Annotated in this window: 20 protein-coding genes; 7 read left to right on the top strand and 13 right to left on the bottom strand. The window is 72.3% G+C overall.

What is annotated here, in order from left to right:
• The first annotated feature begins 58 nt into the window (after positions 1-58).
• On the top strand, positions 59-874 hold the full coding sequence (locus ACZ58X_RS18985) for an ArsR/SmtB family transcription factor (RefSeq protein ID WP_470334767.1): 816 nt from the start codon (positions 59-61) through the stop codon (positions 872-874).
• Positions 875-962: 88 nt separating this feature from the next.
• Here the strand turns inward: ACZ58X_RS18985 and ACZ58X_RS18980 are convergent, their stop codons facing one another.
• The 8 genes from ACZ58X_RS18980 to ACZ58X_RS18945 form a co-directional block, all read right to left on the bottom strand.
• A complete protein-coding gene (locus ACZ58X_RS18980) occupies positions 963-1,472 on the bottom strand; it encodes a DinB family protein (RefSeq protein ID WP_470334766.1) in 510 nt (169 codons plus the stop codon).
• A complete protein-coding gene (locus ACZ58X_RS18975) occupies positions 1,472-2,269 on the bottom strand; it encodes a VOC family protein (protein ID WP_470334765.1) in 798 nt (265 codons plus the stop codon). The genes ACZ58X_RS18980 and ACZ58X_RS18975 overlap by 1 nt, the downstream gene beginning before the upstream one ends.
• Positions 2,270-2,404: 135 nt before the next feature.
• Positions 2,405-4,852, bottom strand: coding sequence for a terpene synthase family protein (locus tag ACZ58X_RS18970; RefSeq protein WP_470334764.1), 2,448 nt, complete (start codon positions 4,850-4,852; stop codon positions 2,405-2,407).
• A gap of 145 nt (positions 4,853-4,997) precedes the next feature.
• Positions 4,998-6,062 (bottom strand): hypothetical protein, encoded by a 1,065-nt coding sequence (locus tag ACZ58X_RS18965; protein ID WP_470334763.1) that lies wholly within the window; start codon positions 6,060-6,062, stop codon positions 4,998-5,000.
• A complete protein-coding gene (locus ACZ58X_RS18960; RefSeq protein ID WP_470334762.1) occupies positions 6,059-7,603 on the bottom strand; it encodes a hypothetical protein in 1,545 nt (514 codons plus the stop codon). Before ACZ58X_RS18960 ends, ACZ58X_RS18965 begins: the two co-directional genes overlap by 4 nt.
• A 275-nt stretch (positions 7,604-7,878) precedes the next feature.
• Positions 7,879-8,664: a toll/interleukin-1 receptor domain-containing protein gene (locus ACZ58X_RS18955; protein ID WP_470334761.1), complete on the bottom strand. Its 786-nt coding sequence runs from the start codon at positions 8,662-8,664 to the stop codon at positions 7,879-7,881.
• An 84-nt stretch (positions 8,665-8,748) separates the two neighbouring features.
• The gene (locus tag ACZ58X_RS18950) at positions 8,749-10,077 is read right to left on the bottom strand and encodes a helix-turn-helix domain-containing protein (RefSeq protein ID WP_470334760.1); all 1,329 of its coding nucleotides are present in this window, start codon (positions 10,075-10,077) and stop codon (positions 8,749-8,751) included.
• A gap of 251 nt (positions 10,078-10,328) precedes the next feature.
• Positions 10,329-10,601 carry a DoxX family protein gene (locus ACZ58X_RS18945; protein ID WP_470334759.1) on the bottom strand — a complete coding sequence of 91 codons (273 nt, stop codon included), beginning with the start codon at positions 10,599-10,601 and terminating at the stop codon, positions 10,329-10,331.
• 283 nt (positions 10,602-10,884) lie between these two features.
• On the opposite strand from ACZ58X_RS18945, the gene ACZ58X_RS18940 reads away from it, so the two are divergent.
• Positions 10,885-11,526 carry an HhH-GPD-type base excision DNA repair protein gene (locus ACZ58X_RS18940; protein ID WP_470334758.1) on the top strand — a complete coding sequence of 214 codons (642 nt, stop codon included), beginning with the start codon at positions 10,885-10,887 and terminating at the stop codon, positions 11,524-11,526.
• A 66-nt stretch (positions 11,527-11,592) separates the two neighbouring features.
• On the opposite strand, the gene ACZ58X_RS18935 is transcribed toward ACZ58X_RS18940, so the two are convergent.
• Entirely contained in the window at positions 11,593-11,814 is a 222-nt protein-coding gene (locus ACZ58X_RS18935) for a KTSC domain-containing protein (RefSeq protein WP_470334757.1), read from the bottom strand.
• A 70-nt stretch (positions 11,815-11,884) separates the two neighbouring features.
• Positions 11,885-13,405, bottom strand: a complete 1,521-nt coding sequence (locus ACZ58X_RS18930) for an MFS transporter (RefSeq protein ID WP_470334961.1) — start codon at positions 13,403-13,405, stop codon at positions 11,885-11,887.
• 94 nt (positions 13,406-13,499) lie between these two features.
• Here ACZ58X_RS18930 and ACZ58X_RS18925 point away from each other — a divergent pair, with 94 nt between their 5' ends.
• The gene (locus ACZ58X_RS18925) at positions 13,500-14,465 is read left to right on the top strand and encodes a helix-turn-helix transcriptional regulator (protein WP_470334756.1); all 966 of its coding nucleotides are present in this window, start codon (positions 13,500-13,502) and stop codon (positions 14,463-14,465) included.
• Here ACZ58X_RS18925 and ACZ58X_RS18920 read toward each other — a convergent pair.
• Together ACZ58X_RS18920 and ACZ58X_RS18915 are read right to left on the bottom strand one after the other, a co-directional pair.
• Complete coding sequence (locus tag ACZ58X_RS18920; protein WP_470334755.1) at positions 14,462-15,343, bottom strand: hypothetical protein; 882 nt, start codon at positions 15,341-15,343, stop codon at positions 14,462-14,464. The genes ACZ58X_RS18925 and ACZ58X_RS18920 overlap by 4 nt on opposite strands.
• Positions 15,344-15,351: 8 nt before the next feature.
• Entirely contained in the window at positions 15,352-15,870 is a 519-nt protein-coding gene (locus ACZ58X_RS18915) for a YbhB/YbcL family Raf kinase inhibitor-like protein (RefSeq protein ID WP_470334754.1), read from the bottom strand.
• A gap of 82 nt (positions 15,871-15,952) precedes the next feature.
• Here ACZ58X_RS18915 and ACZ58X_RS18910 point away from each other — a divergent pair, with 82 nt between their 5' ends.
• Together ACZ58X_RS18910 and ACZ58X_RS18905 are read left to right on the top strand one after the other, a co-directional pair.
• Positions 15,953-16,642 (top strand): rhomboid family intramembrane serine protease, encoded by a 690-nt coding sequence (locus ACZ58X_RS18910; protein ID WP_470334753.1) that lies wholly within the window; start codon positions 15,953-15,955, stop codon positions 16,640-16,642.
• A gap of 110 nt (positions 16,643-16,752) precedes the next feature.
• Entirely contained in the window at positions 16,753-17,919 is a 1,167-nt protein-coding gene (locus ACZ58X_RS18905; RefSeq protein ID WP_470334752.1) for a hypothetical protein, read from the top strand.
• Positions 17,920-18,002: 83 nt separating this feature from the next.
• On the opposite strand, the gene ACZ58X_RS18900 is transcribed toward ACZ58X_RS18905, so the two are convergent.
• A complete protein-coding gene (locus tag ACZ58X_RS18900) occupies positions 18,003-19,571 on the bottom strand; it encodes a helicase HerA-like domain-containing protein (RefSeq protein ID WP_470334751.1) in 1,569 nt (522 codons plus the stop codon).
• Positions 19,572-19,752: 181 nt separating this feature from the next.
• Between ACZ58X_RS18900 and ACZ58X_RS18895 the strand changes: the two genes are divergently transcribed.
• Both ACZ58X_RS18895 and ACZ58X_RS18890 read left to right on the top strand, forming a co-directional pair.
• Complete coding sequence (locus ACZ58X_RS18895) at positions 19,753-20,049, top strand: type II toxin-antitoxin system VapB family antitoxin (protein ID WP_014136828.1); 297 nt, start codon at positions 19,753-19,755, stop codon at positions 20,047-20,049.
• 253 nt (positions 20,050-20,302) lie between these two features.
• The gene (locus ACZ58X_RS18890; RefSeq protein ID WP_470334960.1) at positions 20,303-20,974 is read left to right on the top strand and encodes a LytR C-terminal domain-containing protein; all 672 of its coding nucleotides are present in this window, start codon (positions 20,303-20,305) and stop codon (positions 20,972-20,974) included.
• Positions 20,975-21,142 lie beyond the last annotated feature (168 nt).

The following is a 21,142-nucleotide window of genomic DNA, read 5'->3' as shown; positions in this document are numbered from 1 at the left end:
ATCGTGGCCCCGGGTCGTTTCGGCCCCGGCCGAACCGTGCCGGGACGACCATGGAGGCATGCCCGACCACGAACGCACACCGGTGGACCACCGGGGCTCCCCGCTCGCCGCCCTCGCCGCGCTGCTCGCCGACCCCACCCGCGCCGCCTTCTGCTCCGCCCTGCTGGACGGCCGCGCCTGGACGGCGGGCGAGCTGGCCCGGGCGGCCGGGGTCGCGCCGTCCACGGCCAGTGAGCACCTGTCCCGGCTGATCGCGGGCGGCCTGCTGAGCGAGGAACGCCAGGGGCGGCACCGGTACGTCCGGCTGGCCTCGCCCGCCGTCGCGACCCTGATCGAGGACCTCACCGCCTTCGCCGAGACCGGCCCGGAGACCGGACCGGAGAGCGGCCCGGGGCGCGGCCCGGAAACCGCCGGGGGCACGGTCGGCGGGAGTCCCGGCGAGCCCGCCCGCCGGGCCGGGCCGGCGCCCCGCACCCTCCGCGAGGCCACCCGGCAGAGCGCCGAGGCCCGCGCCCGCACCTGCTACGACCACCTGGCCGGCCGCCTCGGTGTGGCCGTCGCCGCGGCCCTGATCGACCGCGGCCTGGTCAGCGACCGCGCCGGGCTCGCCGTCACCGAGCGCGGCCACGCCTGGCTGGCCGCCCAGCGGATCGAACTGCCGCCACGGGCCGGCCGCCCGGGCGGGCGCCCGGTGGTGCGCAGTTGCCTGGACTGGACGGAGCGCCGCAGCCACCTGGGCGGCGCGCTGGGCGAGGCGCTCTGCCGGACCGCCCTGGACCGCGCCTGGGTCGAGCGGATCGGCTCCGGCCGGGCCCTGCGGGTCACCCCGGACGGCGGCCGGGCGCTGCGCGAGCTGCTCGGCGTCGAGGTGTGAGACGTGTGAGGGGTGAGGGGTGAGGGGTGAGGGGTGAGGGGTGAGGGGTGAGGGGTGAGGGGTGTGAGGGGTGTGAGAGGCCGCCCGCTCACCCCATCGACTTCGCCCCGTCCAGCGCCTCCCGGATGATGTCCGCGTGCCCGGCGTGCTGCGCCGTCTCCGCGATCAGGTGCAGCAGCACCCGCCGGGCCGACCAGCTCGCCCCCGGCTCGAACCAGGGCGCCGGCGGCAGCGGGTGGCCGTGGTCGAGGTCGGGCAGGCTCCGGACCAGCTCGTCCGTGCCGCGCGCCACCGCCTCGTACCCGGCGAGCAGTCCGGCCAGGGTCTCGCCCTCCGCCATCCGGAACTGCGCCGCCCACTCGTCGGCGGCCCCGCTGCCGGAGCCACCGCCCCCGCCGCGCATCGCCTCCGCGCCGCCGGTGATGAACCGCCCCCAGCGCGCCTCCACCGCCGCCACGTGCTTGATCAGGCCGCCCAGGCACAGCTCGCTGGCGGTGGTGCGCCGCGCGGCCTGCTCGTCGGTGAGGTCCCGGACGGTGCGCCGCAGCAGGCCGCGGTGCTTGTCCAGGGTCTCGACGAGGTCCTCGCGCTCGCCCATCAGACGTCCACCGTCGGCGGCTGGTCGCCCACCGTACGGCCCAGGTCGATCAGCCCGAAGGCCGCGCCCTGCTGGTCGCCGACCGCCGCGAACCGCCCGAACGGGCTGTCCATCGGCCCGAAGTACACCTTGCCGCCGCGCGCCGTAAGCCGCCCGATCGCGGCGTCGGTGTCGTCCACGGCGAAGTAGACGCTCACGTACGAGGGCGCCTCGGGCGGCAGGAAGTCGCCCTCCGCGCCCATCCGGCCCAGCACCGGCCGCCCGCCGACCAGGAACATCCGGTAGTCGAACTGCTCGGAGTCCATCTTCCGCACGCCGTACGGGAAGACGGCGGGGAAGAAGGCGTCGGCCTTCCCGGGCTCGCGGGTGACGAGCTCGGCCCAGGCGTACGCGCCGGGCGCGTCCTGCTTCTCGAAGCCCTCGTGGGTGCCGCCCTGCCAGACCCCGAACACCACTCCGCCCGGGTCCTTGGCGATCACCATGGTGCCGAAGTCGCCGACCTGCATCGGCCCCATCACCACCTCGCCGCCGTTGGTGCGGATCCGCTCGGCGGTGGCGGCGGCGTCCGGCGAGGCGAGGTACAGGCACCAGGCGGACTGCGCCTGCTGGCCGGGCATCGGCGGCACGATCGCGGCCACCGCCTTGCCGTCCGAGTAGGCCTGGGTGTAGTTGCCGTACTCCGACGAGCTCTCGCCGAAGGTCCAGCCGAGGACGTCCCCGTAGAAGGCCTTGGCGCCCTCCAGGTCGGTGAACATCGCGTCGGCCCAGCAGGGTGTGCCCTCAGGTAGCGCTGCCATCTCTCAGCCCTCGTGTACGACGGTGCGGGCGCGCGCCGGAAGGCGCGCACGGCCCCCGACTCGCCAGCCTAGCCACGACACGGCGCACCCGCGCGGGCTGGCCGCGCGGGTGCGCCTCCGTCCGGGAGGGTCCGGTCAGTTCGCCGGGGCCGCCGCGCCGAACGGGGGGCGCAGCGAGGCGGTGCCCAGTCCGGTCGGACCGAGCGGCCCCGCACTCACGGTCACGCCGGGCCGGGGCACCGGAGCGGCCGCCGGGGGTACGGCTGCCGGGTCAGCCCCTGCACGGGCCCGGATCGCGCCCGCGAGGTCCCGTTCGGCGCCGAAGTGCCGCTCCAGGTCCTCGGTCCGGTACCGGCGGCACTCCCGGTGCCAGTTCAGCACCCCGGCCAGCCAGTTCTCCAGCTCCCGCACGTACCCGTCGAGCAGCCCCCGGGCCTGTGCCGACAGCCCGAAGTCCTCGTACATCACCGGGAGTTCCTTCTGCGCGACGTGCTGGAACTGCTCCAGCCGCGAGTGCATCAGGTCGTCGACGATCCGGACCGCCGACGGGTAGTCGCAGTCGAAGAAGTTCTGCACCACCAGCACGATGTTGTGCAGCTCGCCCTCGTACTCGATCTCCTTCTGGTACGAGAACAGGTCGTTGACCATGGCGCCGTAGTCCATCGCGGAGTTCTCCAGCGCCCGCATCGAGCCGTGCCGGTAGACCTCCTCCGGCACGGTCCGTCCGTGGCCGAGCCGGGCGAGCAGGGTGGTGAGCTCGGAGCCGAAGGTGGTGCGGCGCATCTCCAGGTAGTCCACCGGGTCCGGGATCCGGTTCTGGATCTGGTTGGCGAGCTCCCAGATCCAGCTCGCCGTCATCACCTCGACCGACTCCCGCAGCCGGCCCCGGGCCTCGACGGTCATCGGGGCGGCGGTGCGCTCCCAGATGTCGGCGAGCGAGCGCTCCAGCGCGTTGGCGGGCGCGGGCGCGGGGGTGCCGTCCACCGGCATGAACAGCGGCAGCCGGGCGGTGGCGGCCTTCGCCCCGGCCAGGTCGCGGGTGCGGCCGAAGACCACCGGGTAGTAGTCGTCGGCCCAGGTGCCCCAGGCCAACCAGGCCGAGGCGACGTCGAGTTCGTCGACGGTGGCGTCCGGCTGGAGGCCGGCCGCGCAGAGCGCGAGGTCGTAGTCACGCATCGACTCGGCGTCCCAGATGCCGGAGCCGGGGACGCCGGGCTCGGCGGCGGCCAGCAGCCCGACCCGATCGGCCCACTCGACCACCCGCTCCCGCGCACCGTCCAGGTGCGGGCTCAGGGTGAGGCCGAACGGCAGCTCGAACTCCGGCAGTCGGGACGGCCCGACGGCCCGGTACGGCCGGTTCCCGTACGACCGCGCCCGTCGCACGGCCGGCGCCGCCGTCGGCCCGGTGCCGGCTTGCGCCCCGCCACCGGCCGTCCCCTTCCGCAGGATGTCCAGGGCCGAGGTCCCGATGCCGCCGATCGCGTACTGGTCCCACCAGTTGCCGGCCCCGGGCATGCCCGGCAGCCCGCCCCCGCTGCCGGGCGGCACCCCGCCGGCCGAACCCGCCCCACCGGCCGAAGTCGCCGCAGCACCACCGCCGTTCATGTACCGGCTCGACCGCATGTGCCACTCGTGCCCGCCGGACTGCCAGTCCTGCAGCCCCTTGACGTACGCCAGCACCCGGGCCCGGCCCACCGGGTCCAGCCCGGTCTCCTCGAACAGCACCGGCAGTTCGGTGAACACGGTGTTCTCGAACTGCTGCAGCCGTGAGGTGAGCAGGTCGTTCACCGCCTCGGCGGCGTCCTGGGTCGAGCACTCCAGGAAGTGCTCCAACACCAGGATCCCGTTGCTCAGTTCACCCTCGTCCTCGACCTCGCGCTGGTACGAGAAGATGTCGTTGCGCAGGTGCACTCCGTCGGAGAAGGCGTCCATCAGCACCCGCAGCGCCCGCGAGCCCGACACCTCCGCCGGCACCTCGGCCCCGGCCGCGTACTCCACCAGCTGCGCGGACCACGGCGCGCCGCCGACCTTGCGGCGCATCTCGATGTACTCGACCGGATTGGCGATCCGGCCCGCGTCGATGTTGGCGAGCTCCCACAGCGACTCGTTCAGCAGGTTGCGGGTGCTCTCCGCGAACCGGGCCCGCCAGTCCTGCCCCATCACCGGCACGGTGCGCCGCCACAGGTCGGCCAGCCCGGCCTCGACCGGGTTCTCCGGCTCGGGCACCGGCGCGGCCGGGTCGGCGGGCATGAACAGCGGCAGCCGGTCGAGGTGCGCCTTGCCGGCCCGGCGGTCGTTGGTGCGCTTGTACATGTCGAGGAAGTGGTCGTCGAAGAAGAACACCCACACGTACCAGTCGGTCACCAGCGACAGCGCCTCGGCCGAGGCGTCGGGGTGGGTGTACGCGCACAGCAACCCGTAGTCGTGGGCGTCCAGGTCGGCCTGGTCCCAGATCCCCGACCCCTCCAGCATCCCCATCTCCCGGGCCCAGAGCGAGGAATGGGCCCGTGCCTCCTCCAGATGGGGATTGAGGCGCGCCGGGTGCGGCACGTAGAAGGACGGCAGTTCGAACGGCTGGCTCACGGCGGCGGGCCTTTCTCGACACGTCGTTGGGGATCAAGAATGACCCCCCGTCACACCCCGGCACCGCCACAACCGAAACAGTCATACGAGATGCCCCGCCCCTGGAACAATGCCCACCCACACCGCTGAGGGTGTGGCGCTCAGCTCAATCCTCCGGGTCGGACGACGTCCCGTTCGCCGCGAAGCCGTTCACCGATCCGTTGAACTTCGTGAAGCGCACCCTCGGGGCCTCTGCCGACTCCTGCTCACCACCCTGCTTCTCGATGAAGGTCTCCCGGATCAACCCGGCATCGTCCGGCCGACCGGCAACATCCGTCGCATCCGCCACCCGGTGGACGTACACCTGCCCCTCGGGCGAAGTCTTCTGCAACCTCATGTCGCTCATCATCCGGTCCAGCGGCCCGACCACCGGTGGCTCCACGGCGGCCCCATCCGGCTCCTCGGCTTCCGGGAACGCCCCCGGCACCAAGTGCTCGTACAAGTCGCTCACCGCCTCGTTGTTGGCCACCACCGACAACTGTGCGAGTGGGCCGATCAGATCGACAGCCTCGTGGATCCGGTCGTCATGCCGCGCCAACCACCACATGGCCGCGCTGCCAGGTGACTTGAACACATCGCCGCCGAGGTAGGCCCGCTTGCTCTGCTCGTACCGCCGTTCGTGCTCCCACACTTCCTCGGTCTTACGCACTTCGGACAGCTTCCCCAATCGGCGCCGGTCGTCCTCGGAAAGCCTGAGCTCGACCCGCCCGCCCATCGCCTCAACCAGTCCCGACCTGTCCCGACTCTGTGTGCCGAGCACACCGTTCAGACGGTGTTGCACCAGATCCAGACGCCCCGGCACCTCGCACTCGGTCACCTCGCGTGCACGGGCCAACAGCGTCTCGACCGCCAAACCGGCCGGATCCGCGTGCACGGTGCCAGTCGTATTCAGGACCGGTCGCCACCAAACCGTCGCCGAGAACTGGAAGTCGTAGTCCGGTACCAGACTGGGCAGTGCTACCCCGGCCACCCTGGTCTTCTCCCACGGCGGCTCGGCCGGCTCCGCCCTCGGCACCCGTGCCGTCGCCAACAGCACGGTGAGCACCAAGGCCACCGTTGCCGGCACCGCCCACAACCACACCGGCCAGTGGGCCGACACTCCGAGCAGGACGATCGCCGTCCCTGCGGCCAGGGCCAACCCGACCGTTGGAATCTTGTCTACGCCCCTCATCGCCTGCTCCCCCCGACCAACGGTCCAATTCCCTGCACCTCGTCGATCCGCCGACAGAACCGCACCGCCACCTCCGCCCGGCTCAGCCGACCAGGGACGTCATCCGGTCCGGCGGCCCAGGCACGGGCGTGCAGGTACAACCGATTGAGCGCGACGTTCCCTCCTCCAGCGGCGTCGATGAGGATCCCCATCAGCCGCTCTCCTCCGTCCAGCTCCTGACGGACCGCCGACAGAAGTGTCTCGACCAGTGCTTGGAAGATTCCGGCATCAGCCCGCCACGGAGGCTGCCGCTCCATTCCCTCACTCGCACGGCCCAGCAGTCTCAGATACAACTGTTCTTTCCTACAGGCCAGTTCGAGCAGAGCCACCCTGGCATACCTCGGTACCCCGTCGGGCTCCCGCCGCGCGAGCTGGTGCAGACGGACAAGAGCCTGTTCAGGGTGGTCCGGAGCCATGACGTCGACGCAGATCAGCGACAAGACCTGCACCAGGCTCGGGTGCAACTTCGGTGTCACCGACCAGTCGTAGGTCTTCTTCCGAAAGGCGGAACCACCGGTCTCACTTCTGAGCCCCTGTTCCAGAACCCGCATAACCTCGGGCAGCAGCCGCGTCTCCTCCACCCACGACTCCACCATTCCGGTCAGGACCTGGACGTCGCCGAAACGCAGCGCCTGTTCCGTGAGCCGATCGACCAGTCTGCGCCTGTCGGGAGTACCCAGCCCGGCCGTCGTGCCGACGATCTCCCCCACCCACTCCCCGAAAGCTGCACGCAGGTCCGGGTAGTACTGCCAGAAGTGGGAACGGACGGCGTCCGCGTACGCCAGTGCAGCGAAGTGGACGCGCCCATTCGCCACGACCACCCGCAGCTCGGTCAACCGTTGGTTCAGGTCGGCGTGATCGAGGCGTGGCCGTTCATCCTCCGGATGACCGACCTTCCTGAGCAGTTGCTCCGCGAACCGGAAGACCGCGTCCGTGGGGGCCCCGTCCAACATCGCCGCAGCGAACAGCAGCGCGCGCTGGCGCCCGTCCTTGAGATCGGCGACCTGCCGGGCCACCTCTCGCCCGCGCTTGCACAGAGCGGAGATGGCCTTCGCGATCCACACACCGGAGTCACCACCTGCCGTGCGCACCTCCATCACCAGCTCGGAGAGACGCTGCAGGTCCCGCATGGGGGCAGTGTCGAGCAGCTTGCCGAGCTCCGGCCAACGCCTGGCCGGGAGGTGCACCTCACGTAGGTGCCTGGCCAGCACCTGGTCACCGGCCGGACGCCCGACCCGGACCATCAGTTGGCGGAAGTCCGGGTGCAAGCGGTGCTCGTGCTCGCTGGAGAGGACCACGACGAAGCGCCCGCGGCATGCCTCGACCTTGTCCCAGTAGGACTGCACCAGGGTCTGTGAAGCAACGAGCTGCTGCTCGGACACTCCGGAGAGATCCAACAGGACCCGTTCACCCTCCGCCAGTGAACCCGCTTCGTTCGGCTTCTCGTCCGGCGCAACCTCACGGAACGGATCGCGGGGTTCTCCCGCTCGGTGAAGCAGCACGACGGCTGCGGTGCGACGCCCGTTGCCGTCGGAGCCCGAGATCAGGACCGCCGTGCCGCACGCTCGCAGTCCGGCAGTCGCCCTCTCGTACCCGGGTGGCGGTACGAACCGCTCGCTCAGCCACCGTCGCCGCTCGACCGCGACCCGGAGCGGATCTGCACCCTCACGGATCAACCGCTCCGACTCGTAGTGGTAGTGGTAGTTGTTCTGGGCTCCACTGCCTGTGTGTGTCGGCCCCTGCGTGCTGCCGATCCGAGTCCCACCCCCTGTCTCGCTCACCGGCGGCGGTCCTCGCCGGGGGCCCAGCCACCGAAGTCGTTTTTGACCGTGCCGCGTTCGACGTAGTTGCTGCCCTCTCCGTGGAACTCCACCCCGCCATGCCGGATGGTGTTGTTCTGCGTGCCGCTTCCGGTGTGCAGCGGCCCGTTCGCACTGTTGATGAACGTTCCGACGTCCCGTCCTACGTTGCCGATCCCCCCGCTCTGGTCGTGCCGGTAGTCCCGGGCCTGCACCGCGCTGCCGTTCTGCCGATCGATCTCGTTGTACGTCTCACGCACTCCGGCGTGGTCCATGGCGATCTTCTTTTCTGCCTCGGCAAGTTGGGGCAATGCCTTTGCGAGGTCATCGCCGATCCTCTGCAAGCCGGACTCCGCGTCGCGGTTGTCGAAGCGGCGGTACTGGCAGTCGGCCAGTTCAGCGATCTCTACCGGAAGGTCTCGCCGGTCGAGTCGGGTCGCCCGACCGACGAGGACCGGAATGACCAGCGCACCGGTCTCGAAGGCCTCGATGATCTCCCGGCGGGTCCAGTCCTCCGGGTCGTTGAGCGCGCGCCGCCCGTCCGCCGTTCGGGCGTTCGACCAGCGCGAGCCGATGACGGCGACCAGCACCGCGCAACGGCGGACGGCGGTCAGCAGTTCCTGGGGGAAGCGCCCCCCGGCCGTGATGGACTTGCTGGCACGAAACACCCGATCGGTGCCGAAACGCCGGGAGAGCTCGCGCTCGATCAAGGTGGCGGTGCTGTCCTCATCGTTGGTGCGGTAGTTGACGAAGATATCGGGCATAACGAATCACCTCTCCGGTGAGTGAGGGGTACGGATGCAGGTACAGCTGAGCCCAACGGCCAGGGTCGGGCCGATCACTGGCGGCTAGGGCCGCAGTGCCCTGGCGATTAGCGGCTGGATGTCCTGCACGGGGCGGACTGCCCGGAAGCGGTACAGCTCCCGCTCGAGCCGATGGACGTCGGAGCGGACGGTGGCCGAGTGCAGTCCGGGGACGGCCGGCAGGAGTTCCGCGGCGAGTTCGCAGGCGCGTTCCGGTTCGCCCGCTCCGGCGTGGGCTAGCGCACGCCGGAGGCCGTACCGGGCGCGACTTCGGACGGCATGCGCCGGGATCCTCGGGTACTCGCGGTCGAGGACCTCAGCGGCCTCACGGGGACGGCCGAGGTCGTGGAGGCACCATCCGGTGACGACGGCTGCAGGGTCGGCCAGGCTGGTGGTGCCCAGGACAGGCCCGCCGTCGTGCTCCACGTCGGCCCGGGCCAGTAGTTCCCTGGCCCGGTCGAGGCTGTGCATGCAGGCACTCAGGTGCCCAGCGAGGGCGTGGCCCTGGGCCTCGCGTTGAGCGGCGAGGCCACGGATCCGTGGTGGCAGCTCTCCGCTCTGAGCGGGTTCCACGAGCTGTACGGTCTGCGCCGCATCGCCCGCGTAGAAGGTGACCAGGGCACGCCTGACCAGCGCGTACGGGGCCAGGTCGTGGTCGCCTCCGGCCTGCGCGAGCTCGACAGCCCGGGCGGTCCACCACAGCGCCGAGGGGTCGTCGCCGGCTTCCTGTGCCATCCAGCCCGCGTACTCCGCGTACCGGGCGGCGAGCACCAGCAAACGGCCTCGCTGCGTCGCATTCGCCCGAACGGCGAGTTCGCGCAGAGTGTGGGTCTGGACAGTGAGCAGCGACAGGAGCAAGTTGGGATCGCTGCTCTGGCCGAGTTGCCGCATCTGGTCGAGCTGTGCCCGGAAGGCCTCGACCGGACCGGAGTCCACAGGGACGGCCGGAGGAACGACCGGCGGTGCAATCGGTGCCGGACCTCCCTCGGAGAGGCTGCTGCCGAGCATGGTGGTGGCTCCGGCGACGAGCAACTGCCGTCGCCCGAGCGCGCCGGACCAATGGATGCCCTCACGGTCGATCCGGACCAGCGGGTCCCTCTCCGCTTCGTGTCCGAGGGCGGCCGCGGTCGCGCGCCGTCGTCGCGGTTCTGCGGGTTCGATCAGTCGTTCCAGCTCGCCGCCGGCCCGGAGCTGGGCGTCGCAGCGCCGCGCGAGCTCGGGTGGCGGTGCTTTGTGCCCTCGTTCGATCTTGCTGAGGTGGCCCTTGCTATAGCTGAGGAGTTCGGCGAGCCGGGTGAGGGTGAGTCCGGCAGCGATCCGCCGACGGCGGAGTTCCGGACCGAACTCACCGGACGACCCTCTGGACGCGCTCATGCCAACCCCCACTTTGGATCCAACCGCCCATGCGTCTGCCGCGCCGTGGGCCGGAAGCGGTCACCCCTCGCTTCCGCCTGAATATTGGCATGCGACCCAGCCGGTCAAACGGGGTTCTGTGGGTTTCCCGTTTCCTCTTTCCGCCTCGAATGACCATGCGAACAAAACGAGTTGGCGATATATCCACGCACTCGAACGAACCCCCTGGGGCGGGCCACCGGTCGGTGGTCCGCCCCAGGGGTGCGGGGTGGTCAGGCCGCCAGGCCGAGGGCGAGGGAGGCGGCGGCCGGGGCCAGGTAGATCAGCGGGAAGGGGAGGTGGGCGTAGGCACGGGCGCGGGCGACGGTGATCACGGCGCCGAGGAAGTAGAGGACGATGCCGACGGCGGCCGCGTAGCCGATGGCCGGGACGGCGAGGCCGACCAGCAGGCCGAGGGCGCCGGCGGCCTTGGCCACGCCGAGCCAGGTCCACCAGGCGCGCGGGACGCCGTACTCGGCGAGCGGCCCCACGACGTACTCGGCCATGGGACTGCTCCCCGTTCGGTGGGTGGCCGATCCGATGCGCTCGGATCCGGTCGGGCACGGCACTGACCCGGCCCGCGCGACGGATGTGACCACTGCGGACAAATATGTTTCCGCCGCACCCCCGAGAGACCCCCGACAACCGCTCCGCCAACGAACAAAGCAGGCCTGACAAGGGATTGAACACCAAGACTTCCCCAGCTACGGGCGTGTTGACGGTGTCCACCCACGCCGCGTCATCCAGACTGGGCGCCGACCGACGTCAACTCCGAGGAGGCCCCACCTCATGAACGTCACCGTCCGGCTCGCCCAGCAGCCCGAGGCCGACGAACTGCTCGGACGGAGTGCGCTCGCCGCGCTCGTCGGCATGCTGCTGGACCAACAGGTGCCGATGGAATGGGCGTTCACCGGCCCGCTGACCATCGCCCGACGGCTCGGCCGGAACGATCTCGACGCCCACGAGATCGCCACCTACAGCCCGGAGGAGTTCGTCGCCCTGCTGTCGGCCAAACCGGCCGTCCACCGCTACCCGGCCGCGATGGCCAAACGGGTCCAGCAGCTGTGCCAGTTCCTGGTCGCGCAGTACGACGGCGACGCCGCCGCGCTGTGGAAGGACGCCCGCACCGGAAAGGAGCTGCTCAGCCGACTCAACGCGCTGCCCGGTTTCGGCAAGCAGAAGTCGCAGATCTTCCTGGCCCTGCTCGGCAAGCAGTACGGGGTACGGCCGGAGGGCTGGCGCGAGGCGGCCGGCGCGTACGGCGAGGAGGGCGCGCACCGCTCGGTCGCCGACATCACCGGGCCCGAATCCCTCACCCTGGTACGGGAGTTCAAGCAGGAGACGAAGCGCGCCGCGAAGGAGGCCAAGGCCGCGGCGAAGCCCCGCACCACCACCCGGTCGGTCACCGCGGCCGCCACCGGGGCCCGTTGAGCCCACCGGCGGGCCGACGGACCACCCGGCCGCACGACCACCCGGCCACCCGACGGCCGGCAGCGGCTACCGCCCGGCCGGCACCGTCGTGTAGGCGTAGCGCCCGCGCACCGACCGTACGAAGTACCGCCCGTGGCTCTCCGCCGCGAGCAGCTCCCGGTACACCCGGGGCGGCACGTCCGCGTACCGGTAGACCCGCCCGCCGGTGAACTCCAGCTCCAGCACCCGCGCCCGCGGGTCGTACCCGACCGAGCGCAGCACCGAGGAGTTCACCGCCGTACGGTCCATGACCCTCCCAGTGTGCGGCGAGGGCCCCGGTCGCGCAGTGCGACCGGGGCCCTCGCCGGGAGGCCGGAGCTCAGACCAGGACCGGCTGCTCCACCGCGGTCCCCTCCGGGCCACCGGTCCCGTCCGGGCCACCGGTCCGCTCCGGGCCGCCGGCCTCGACCGGCGCCACCGCCCGCTTGCGCGGCAGCGCGAACATCAGCAGGAACACCGCCGCCAGCACCCCCGCGACCCACCACATCGCGTGCACGAACGCCCCGCCGAAGGCCGTCCCCAGCGCGTCGGGCGCGACCACGTCGTCCATCGCCCCGAAGAAGGCGACCGACACCAGGCCGAGCCCGAGCGCGTTGCCGACCTGCTGCACGGTGTTGATCAGGCCGGAGGCCGAGCCGGCGTGCCGGCGCGGCACCTCGGACAGCACCGCGTCGGTGATCGGCGCGACGATCAGCCCCATGCCGAGGCCCATCACGACCAGCGGCAGCGCCATCTGCCAGGCCGAGATGGCCGTCCCGTACCGGTCGGCCTCCCAGATGTAGGTGAGCACGCCGGCCACCATCACCAGCGCGCCCGCCTGGAGCACCTTGCGCCCGAAGCGCGGCACCAGCTTCTGCACCGACAGCCCGGCCGCCGCGGAGACGGCGATCGAGAAGGGGATGCCGGTGGCACCGGCCTTGAGCGGGCTCCAGCCGAGGCCGACCTGCATGTAGAGGGTCCAGACCAGGAAGAAGATGCCCGTCGCGACGCCGAAGGCCAGCTGCACGCCGATCCCGGCCGCGAAGCTCTTCACCCGGAACAGCGACAGCTCGACCAGCGGCGAGCCGTCCCGCCGGGTCTTGACCTTCTCGTACGCCACGAACAGCAGGAACACCGGCAGGCTGCCGGCCATCGACAGGTAGCCCCAGAGCGGCCAGCCGGCCTCCCGGCCGTGGGTCAGCGGGTAGATCAGCATCAGCAGGCCGAGGCTGGCCAGCGCGACGCCGACCAGGTCGAGCTTGAGCGCGTGCTCGGCCTTGGACTCGTCGATGAAGCGGCGGCCGAGGAGCAGCCCGGCGACGCCGACCGGCAGGTTGATCAGGAAGATCGGCCGCCATTCGAGGCCGAGCAGGTTCCACTCGGTGAGCAGCGCACCGATCATCGGACCGGACACCGCGCCCAGGCCGACCACCGCGCCGAACATCCCGAACACCTTGCCGCGCTCCTCCGCCGGGAAGGTCGCGTGGATGATCGACAGCACCTGCGGCACCATGAGGGCGGCCGTCCCGCCCTGGAGGATCCGCATCGCGACCAGCATCTCCGGGCCGGAGGCCAGTCCGCAGAGCGCGGAGGCCAGCGTGAAGCCGGTGATCCCGATCAGGAACAGCCGCTTGCGGCCGTGGATGTCACCGAGCCGTCCGCCGGTGATCAGCCCGATGGCGAAGGCCAGCGCGTAGCCGCCGGTGACCCACTGGATGGCGCTGAACGAGGCTCCGGTGTCCTCCTGGATGCTGGGGATGGCGATGTTGACGATGGTCACGTCCACCAGGTCCATGAAGGAGGCGACCATCACGATCGCCAGCGCGATCCACCTCCGCCGGTCGGCTCCCGCCGTACTCATGCCGTTCTCCTCGCTCGTCCTCTTCTCCACGCCGAGGACGGTAACGGCCATGTAGGTCAGGAGCTGTCCCAGTTCCTCCGGCATGCTGGACGGCATGACCGACACCCCGGCCCGGCTGCTCAACCTGCTCTCCCTGCTGCAGACCCCGCGCGAGTGGCCCGGCAGCGAACTCGCCGAGCGGCTCGGCGTCAGCCCCCGCACCATCCGCCGCGACATCGACCGGCTGCGCGAGCTCGGCTACCCGGTGCAGGCCAGCATGGGCGCGGACGGCGGCTACCGGCTGGTCGCGGGCACCGCGATGCCGCCGCTGCTGCTGGACGACGAGGAGGCGGTGGCCATCGCGGTCGGCCTGCGGGCGGCCGCCGGGCACGCCGTGGTCGGCATCGAGGAGGCCTCGGTACGGGCCCTCGGCAAGCTGCTCCAGGTGCTGCCGGCCCGGCTGCGGCACCGGGTGGGCACCCTCAACACCGCCACCGTGCCGCTGCTCACCGGGGACGGCCCGACCGTCGACCCGGAGGCGCTGACCCTGCTGGCCGGCGCCGTCACCAACCACGAGCGGCTGCGCTTCGGCTACCGGGCCCGCGACGGCGCCGAGACCCGGCGCAACGTCGAACCCGAGCGCCTGGTCTCCACCGGCCGCCGCTGGTACCTGATCGGCTACGACCTGGACCGGGACGACTGGCGGCTCTTCCGGGTCGACCGGATCGCCGACCCCTTCGCCACCGGCGCCCGCTTCACCCCGCGCCCGCTCCCCGCCGAGGACGCCGCCGCGTTCGTGGCCAACCGGCTGCGCCGCTCGCCGACCCGCTCCATGGTGGCCACCGTGCACCGCCCCGCCGCCGAGGTCGACGGCTGGATGCCCTGGACGGGCGACTACGCGATCGAGCCGATCGACGACCACAGCTGCCGGCTGCGCGCCCGCGCCGACTCGTTGAAGTGGATGGCGGCCGGACTGCTCATGCTGGACTGCGACTTCGAGGTGCACGACCCCCCGGAGCTGCGCGAACACCTGCGCACGGTCGCGACGCGGGCCGCGCACGCCGCGAACGACGGACCCTAGGCCGACACCCGGTACCAGCCGTCGCCGCGGCGGAACCACAGCTCGCCGTCCCGCCCGTACGCCCGCCGGTCGAGCTCGCCGGGCAGGTCCGGCTCGCGCCTCGCGGTCTGCTTCCAGGCCTTCCCGACCAGCAGCTGCCAGGTCAACTCGCCGCCCCCGGTGAGGAAGACGCCCGCCCGCCCGCGGACCGCGAAACCGACCGGCACCCGGACCGGGCAGGGCACCGTGCCCGACGCCCCGTCGGCCGGGTCGACCCGGGTGAGGTAGCTGCCCGAGGGGCTCGGGTACCAGGCCAGCCAGGCGCACCGGCCCTCGGTCGCACCCGCCAGCCCCTCCAGCGGGAAGGCCGGCAGGTCGGTCGGGCTCCACGCCACCCGCCCCGCGGGGTCCGCGGCCCGCAGCCCGGCGGCGGCCATCGGGTGGTCGCCGTAGATGCCCTCGTCGCCGTAGGCCATCCAGATCCGGCCGGCCCGGTCGGTCACCAGCACGCCCGTGTCGTCGCCGAGGGCGAGGGCCGCCCCCGGCGTCCCGCCGGGGCCGTACACGGCGCCGTTCGGCAACCACTCCTCGCCGTCCCGGTCGGCCCGGGCGCCCGCCAGCAGCACCCGCCCGCCCGGCAGCAGCGCCAGGTGGTCCGGCGGCACCGCGACGCCGGTGAGCGGCACCCGCCGCTCACCCGCCGTCCCGGGTGCCACCAGCACCTCGCCGTCGTAGGGCAGCCGGACGGTCGGCCACGACCCGGCCGGCGCCGCGTACTCCTCCGGCACGAGCAGGACGGCCAGCTCCCCGTCCGGCCCGACCGTCCAGGTCACGGCCCGGCGGCCGGCCCGCCGCTCCTCCTCGGGCAGCCGCCAGACCTCGACCGGACGTTCGGGCACCACGCCGCTCAGACCCCGTACTCGCCGGTCAGCAGCGCGCGGCCCAGGGTGTGGAAGGTGAGGTGGAAGCCCACCTGGGCCGGCGGGGTGTCGGCGCTGACGTCGAGCTTCTCGACGTCCAGCGCGTGCACCGCGAACACGTACCGGTGCGGGGCGCCGGGCGGCGGGGCGGCGCCGTCGTACTTGTTGGCGGGGAAGTCGTTGCGGCCGTGGAAGGAGGCCGCGCCGGGCAGGGTGTCGTCCGAGGAGCCGGCGCCGCGCGGCAGCCCGACGGTGTCGGCGGGCAGGTTCAGGGCGAGCCAGTGCCACCAGCCGGAGCCGGTCGGCGCGTCCGGGTCGTAGCAGGTGACGGCGATGCTCCGGGTGCCCTCCGGGAGGCCGGACCAGGCCAGCTGCGGCGAGAGGTTGCCGCCCGCGTGGATGAACTCCTGTTCCAGCGTGGCGCCTTCGGTGAAGTCCTCGCTGCTCAGCGGGAAGGACGGCACCTGCGGCAGGAACTCGTACGGCAGCGGCGGGCGAACGCTCATGGGTGCACCTCTCACGGTCGGGATGACATCGGTCACTGTAATGGGGTGCACGACCGATCCGGCGGCCCCTACAGTCGATTCCATGGCCTCGAAACTCGCCCAGTTGCTCTCGGATTCCCGCCGTGCGCTGTTGACCATGCTCGGGATCCAGGCCGTCATCTGGTCGGTCCAGGTGGTGAACTGGCTGGACGACTACGACCTGTCCAGGGAGTACGGGCTGCGCTCGGAGCGGGTGGACGACCTGCCCGAGATGTTCACCATGCCCTTCCTGCACTTCAGTTGGGACCACATCATCTCCAACTCCTGGCCGCTGTTCGTGCTCGGCTTCCTGGCCGCCTACCGGGGCATGCGGAAGTTCCTGCTGGCGAGCCTGGTGATCACGGTCTCCGGCGGGCTCCTGGTCTGGCTGCTGGAGAGCCCGAACCACGTGACGGCCGGGGCGAGCGGCATGGTCTACGGCTACCTCGGCTACGTGGTGCTGCGCGGGGTCCTGGACCGCAACGTGCTGGACGCGGTCGTCGGCCTCGGCGTCGCCGCGGTCTACTGGACGATCCTGATCGGCGTGCTGCCGGTCTTCCCCGGTGTCAGCTGGCTGGGCCACCTCGGCGGGCTGATCGGCGGGCTGGCCGCCGCCGTCCTGCTCCGCGACCGGGCCCGGCCGAAGCCGGTGCCCGCGGCCCCCGCCCCGGCCCCGGCCGCCGCCGCGTCCACCCCCGTCCCGGACAGCCCGAACGCCGCCCTGCTCAAGGAGCTCGACGACCTGGGCCTCTAGCCGGGCCGCCAAGGGGCCTCTCGGCCGATCGGCCCCGTCAGGTATAGACCATTGCCACCCCTGCGGCTAGCGTGAACGGCGCACCTGCCCCCAGCTCCGGAGCCGCACCCGTGGAGTCGTCCGTCCTCGCCTTCGCCACCGACCTGCTCGACGAGGGCGCCGACACCTTCTTCGGCAACCTCACCGACCGGGCCGGCGTCGGCGGCGTCACCCTGGCCTCCGTCTACCACGAGGCCCGGGACGTCTTCCCGCACAACCCGCGCCGGGTGATCCGCTACCTGGAGCCGGGCGCCGCCTACTTCCGCCCCGACCCGGCCCGCTGGCGGGGCCGCCAACTGGCGCCCGTGCCGTCCACCGCGATCGGCGACCGCGACCCCTTCACCGAGGCCGCCGCCGAGGCGGGCCGCCGCGGCCTGAAACTGCACGCCTGGACGGTCTTCTGCCACAACGACCGGCTCGGCTTCGCCCACCCCGACTGCGCCCCGGCCAACGCCTTCGGCGACCGCCACCTCACCGAGCTCTGCCCGGCCCACCCCGAGGTCCGCGAGTACGCGCTGACCTTGGTGGCGGAGCTCGCCCGCTACGGCGTGGACGCGATCCGCGCCGAGTCCCTGCACTTCCACGGCCTGCGCCACGGCTACCACCACGAGCGCTACTTCGAGGAGCTGGGCCCGACCGCCGAGGCCCTGCTCGGCGTCTGCTTCTGCCCGCACTGCCGCGCCGCCGCCACCCGCGCGGGCGTCCCGGCCGACCGGGTCGCCGAGGCCGTCCGGGCCGAACTGCGGCACCGGCTGGCCGACCAGCACGCCGCCGCCGGGCCCGCCGACCTCAGCACCCTGGCCGACGGCGCCTTCGCCGCCTACGTGGACGCCTCCGCCGCCACCGTCACCGCGCTCGCCGCCGACCTCACCGAGCAGGCCCGCCGGCACGGCATGCGGCTGAGCTTCATGGACGGCGGCGGCCCCGGCAAGGGCTGGCTGTCCGGCATCGACCTGCCCGCCCTCGCCCGGGCCACCGACCAGATCGAGACCCTCGGCTACGCCGCGACCGCGCGCGAAGTCCGGGAGAAGGTCGCCGCGTTCGCCCTGCACGGCGTCCGCCCCGAGCGGATGGCAGTGATCCTGCGCCCGATGGCCTCGGACTGCGACGGCCCGGAGAACCTCGCCGCCAAGCTCGCCGAACTGCGCCGACTCGGCGTCCCCGAGGTCGAGTTCTACCACTACGGCCTGATGCGGCTGTCCTCGCTGGACCGGATCGGCGCGGCGCTCGGAGCCTGAGCCCGGCCCCGCCGCCCGGGGCCCGAACCCGTCAGCGCCGCCCGGGGCCCGAACCCGTCAGCGCCGCCCGGCACCGTCGCCCGTCAGCGCCGCCGCTTGGACGTCCCGAACAGGCTGCGCGAGATCTCCTGCCCGAGCTGCTTCCCGGCCGAGCGGGCGAAGGACTTCACGGTCGGGTTGTTGAGCAGCGAGCCCAGCAGCCCGCCCGCCCCCTGGGGTTCCTCCCGCCGCGGTGCGGGCGCGGACGCCGGTGCGGGTTCGGGCTCGGCCGGCCCGACCGGTGCCGCGTCCGGCCGCGGCGCCCGGGCCGCCAGCTTCTCGTACGCGGACTCCCGGTCGATCGCGTCCCGGTAGCGCGCCGTCAACGGCGAGGCGTCCACGGCCGCCTGGAGCGCCCCTGGCTCGATCGGCCCCATCAGCGAGCGGGGCGCCCGCAGCCTGGTCGCGGCGACCGGCGTCGGCGCGCCCTTCTCGGAGAGCACCGTCACCACGGCCTCACCGGTGCCCAGCGAGGTGAGCACCGTCGCGAGGTCGTAGCCGGACCGGGGGAAGGTGGAGACGGTGGCCTTGAGCGCCTTGGCGTCGTCCGGGGTGAAGGCGCGCAGCGCGTGCTGCACCCGGTTGCCCAGCTGGGCGAGCACCTCGGCGGGGACGTCCCGCGGAGTCTGGGTCACGAAGAAGATGCCCACGCCCTTGGAGCGGATCAGCCGCACGGTCTGGGTGATCGCCTCCAGGAAGGCCTTGGAGGCGCCCTTGAACAGCAGGTGCGCCTCGTCGAAGAAGAACACCAGCTTGGGCCGGTCGAGGTCGCCGACCTCGGGCAGCTCCTGGTAGAGGTCGGCGAGCAGCCACATCAGGAAGGTGGAGAACAGCCGCGGCCGGTCCTGCACGGCGGGCAGTTCCAGCACCGAGACGACGCCCCGGCCGTCCGGGGCGGTGCGCAGCAGCTCGGCGGTGTCGAACTCGGGCTCGCCGAAGAACGCTCCGGCGCCCTCGTTCTCCAGCACGGTCAGCGCCCGCAGGATCACCCCGGCGGTGGCGGCGGAGAGGCCGCCGATGGTGCGCAGCTCCTCCTTGCCCTCGGGCGAGGTGAGGTGGCCGATGACGGCGGTGAGGTCCTTGAGGTCGTAGAGCTCCAGGCCCTTCCGGTCGGCGTAGTGGAACACCAGGCTGAGCGAGGACTCCTGGGTCTCGTTCAGGTCCAGCACCTTGGACAGCAGCAGCGGGCCGAAGCTGGTGACGGTGGCCCGGATCGGGATGCCGGCGCCCTGCCCGCCGAGCGAGTAGAAGTCGACCGGGCAGCCCAGCGGCGTCCAGTCCTGTCCGACCTCGGCGGCGCGGGCGGCGGTGCGCTCGCCGGGCGTGCCGGGCGCGGCGATGCCGGAGACGTCCCCCTTGACGTCGGCGAGGAACACCGGCACGCCCTGGGCGGAGAGCTGTTCGGCGATCAGCTGGAGGGTCTTGGTCTTCCCGGTGCCGGTGGCCCCGGCGACCAGTCCGTGCCGGTTGAGCACCGCGAGCGGGACGCGCACCTGCGCGTCGGGGTACGCGGTGCCGTCCAGCAGGACCGCGCCGAGGTCGAGGGCGGGCCCGGTGAAGGCGTACCCGTCGGCGATCTCCCGGACGGTCGTCGGGGTGGGGGCGGAGTCCATCGGTGCACGCTCCTGGACGGGATCGGCGGTCGGAAGCCGGGCCTGAACCCGGCCGGGACCGGGCGATGTTCGCGACATTTCCCATCAAACAGCCGCAATCGCCCCCGCGCAGCTCGCACCGGTGCGCGTGGCGGAGGCACGGCTGCTGCGCCGCGCGCCGTCCGAACGGTAGGCTTTCCGTGTGATCTTCAAGCGCATCGGCAATGGGCGGCCGTACCCGGATCACGGCCGGACGAGCACCCGACAGTGGGCTGACGTCGCCCCACGCCCGGTGCGGCTCGACCAGCTGGTGACCACCAAGGGCCAGCTCGACCTGGAAACCCTGCTGGCCGAGGACTCGACCTTCTACGGCGACCTCTTCGCCCACGTGGTCAAGTGGCGCGGCGACCTCTACCTGGAGGACGGCCTGCACCGGGCCGTACGGGCCGCGCTGCAGCAGCGCCAGGTCCTGCACGCCCGTGTCCTGGAAATGGACTGACGGCCGCACTCCGACGGCTCCGGACCGCCCCCTCGCCACCCGGCGGTGGGCGGTCCGCGCGTACCCGGGTACCCCCTTTCGGGTACCGGGGTACTCCAGATGATGATCGTTTAGTACCTTCGCAGCTGTCCGGCACTACGCTGCTGACTACGGCCGCGACCAGGGGATCCGCCCGCTCCCGGGGGATCCCCCGCCCTGGCCCTCCCGTCATCCCGACCCCGCCCCGGCACGAGGGGGAGACAGACCCGTGAGCATGTTGACTCCCCAAGGCCTCAAGGGGAAGCAGTACCGCGTCACCGGCAACGCCTACCCGCGGCTGGGCCGGCCCCCGAAGAAGAGTCGCAAGGTGATCGCCGCACTCGCGGCCCTGCTCGCCCTGGCCCTGATCGGCCTCGGCGGCGTCCAGCTGTACGACATCTTCCGCGGCAAGGACAGGAACGCCTCGGCCCAGGCCTGCGCCGCCCCGTCCGGGAAGCCGCTGGCCGCCCCGACGGCGGGCGCCACCCCGGGTGCCCCTGCGGCCTCCGGCGCGCCGGTCGACCCGCACGCCGTCCCGCAGCCCTCCGCCGTCACGGTGAACGTCTACAACGCCACCACCAAGGCCGGCCTGGCCGGGCGGACCGCCGACGAGCTCAAGAAGCGCGGCTTCACCATCGGCAAGGTCGGCAACGCCCCCGCCGAGCTGGACAAGAAGGTGCCCGGCACCGCCCAGGTGATCGCCGGCCCGACCGGTGTCGCGGCCGGCACCCTGGTGGGCGCCCAGATCGCCGGGGCCACCGTGACCGCCGACGCCCGCACCGACACCAGCGTGGACTTCGTGATCGGCGACAGCTACAACGCCCTGCTGGACGAGACCCAGGCGGCCGCGGCCCTCGCCCTGGCCGTCAAGCCCTCCCCCACCCCGAGCGCCACCGGCAGCTGCTGAGGCGCGGCGCAGAACCAGCGCAGAACCGGCGCAGTACTGCCGGCGCAGAACCAGGAGAGCCCCCCGGCAGACGCCTTAGGTTCTAGTGGTCGTTGCAACACCCCAGCTCAAGGGGTGTTATGGACTTCGAGATTCGGAAGGACCGGGGTGCCAAGGGGCCTCGTCTGA

This window comes from Kitasatospora sp. NPDC040550 (assembly GCF_055594965.1).
This window is presented reverse-complemented; position numbering and strand designations above follow the sequence as displayed.

Coding starts and splice junctions, on each gene's coding strand:
- ACZ58X_RS18945 (WP_470334759.1), bottom strand. CDS start 10,601: ATGGCCGAGTACGTCGTGGGGCCGCTCGCCGAGTACGGCGTCCCGCGC.
- ACZ58X_RS18890 (WP_470334960.1), top strand. CDS start 20,303: ATGTTGACTCCCCAAGGCCTCAAGGGGAAGCAGTACCGCGTCACCGGC.
- ACZ58X_RS18930 (WP_470334961.1), bottom strand. CDS start 13,405: ATGAGTACGGCGGGAGCCGACCGGCGGAGGTGGATCGCGCTGGCGATC.
- ACZ58X_RS18975 (WP_470334765.1), bottom strand. CDS start 2,269: ATGGCAGCGCTACCTGAGGGCACACCCTGCTGGGCCGACGCGATGTTC.
- ACZ58X_RS18910 (WP_470334753.1), top strand. CDS start 15,953: ATGGCCTCGAAACTCGCCCAGTTGCTCTCGGATTCCCGCCGTGCGCTG.
- ACZ58X_RS18950 (WP_470334760.1), bottom strand. CDS start 10,077: ATGAGCGCGTCCAGAGGGTCGTCCGGTGAGTTCGGTCCGGAACTCCGC.
- ACZ58X_RS18900 (WP_470334751.1), bottom strand. CDS start 19,571: ATGGACTCCGCCCCCACCCCGACGACCGTCCGGGAGATCGCCGACGGG.
- ACZ58X_RS18955 (WP_470334761.1), bottom strand. CDS start 8,664: ATGCCCGATATCTTCGTCAACTACCGCACCAACGATGAGGACAGCACC.
- ACZ58X_RS18925 (WP_470334756.1), top strand. CDS start 13,500: ATGACCGACACCCCGGCCCGGCTGCTCAACCTGCTCTCCCTGCTGCAG.
- ACZ58X_RS18985 (WP_470334767.1), top strand. CDS start 59: ATGCCCGACCACGAACGCACACCGGTGGACCACCGGGGCTCCCCGCTC.
- ACZ58X_RS18935 (WP_470334757.1), bottom strand. CDS start 11,814: ATGGACCGTACGGCGGTGAACTCCTCGGTGCTGCGCTCGGTCGGGTAC.
- ACZ58X_RS18980 (WP_470334766.1), bottom strand. CDS start 1,472: ATGGGCGAGCGCGAGGACCTCGTCGAGACCCTGGACAAGCACCGCGGC.
- ACZ58X_RS18940 (WP_470334758.1), top strand. CDS start 10,885: ATGAACGTCACCGTCCGGCTCGCCCAGCAGCCCGAGGCCGACGAACTG.
- ACZ58X_RS18965 (WP_470334763.1), bottom strand. CDS start 6,062: ATGAGGGGCGTAGACAAGATTCCAACGGTCGGGTTGGCCCTGGCCGCA.
- ACZ58X_RS18915 (WP_470334754.1), bottom strand. CDS start 15,870: ATGAGCGTTCGCCCGCCGCTGCCGTACGAGTTCCTGCCGCAGGTGCCG.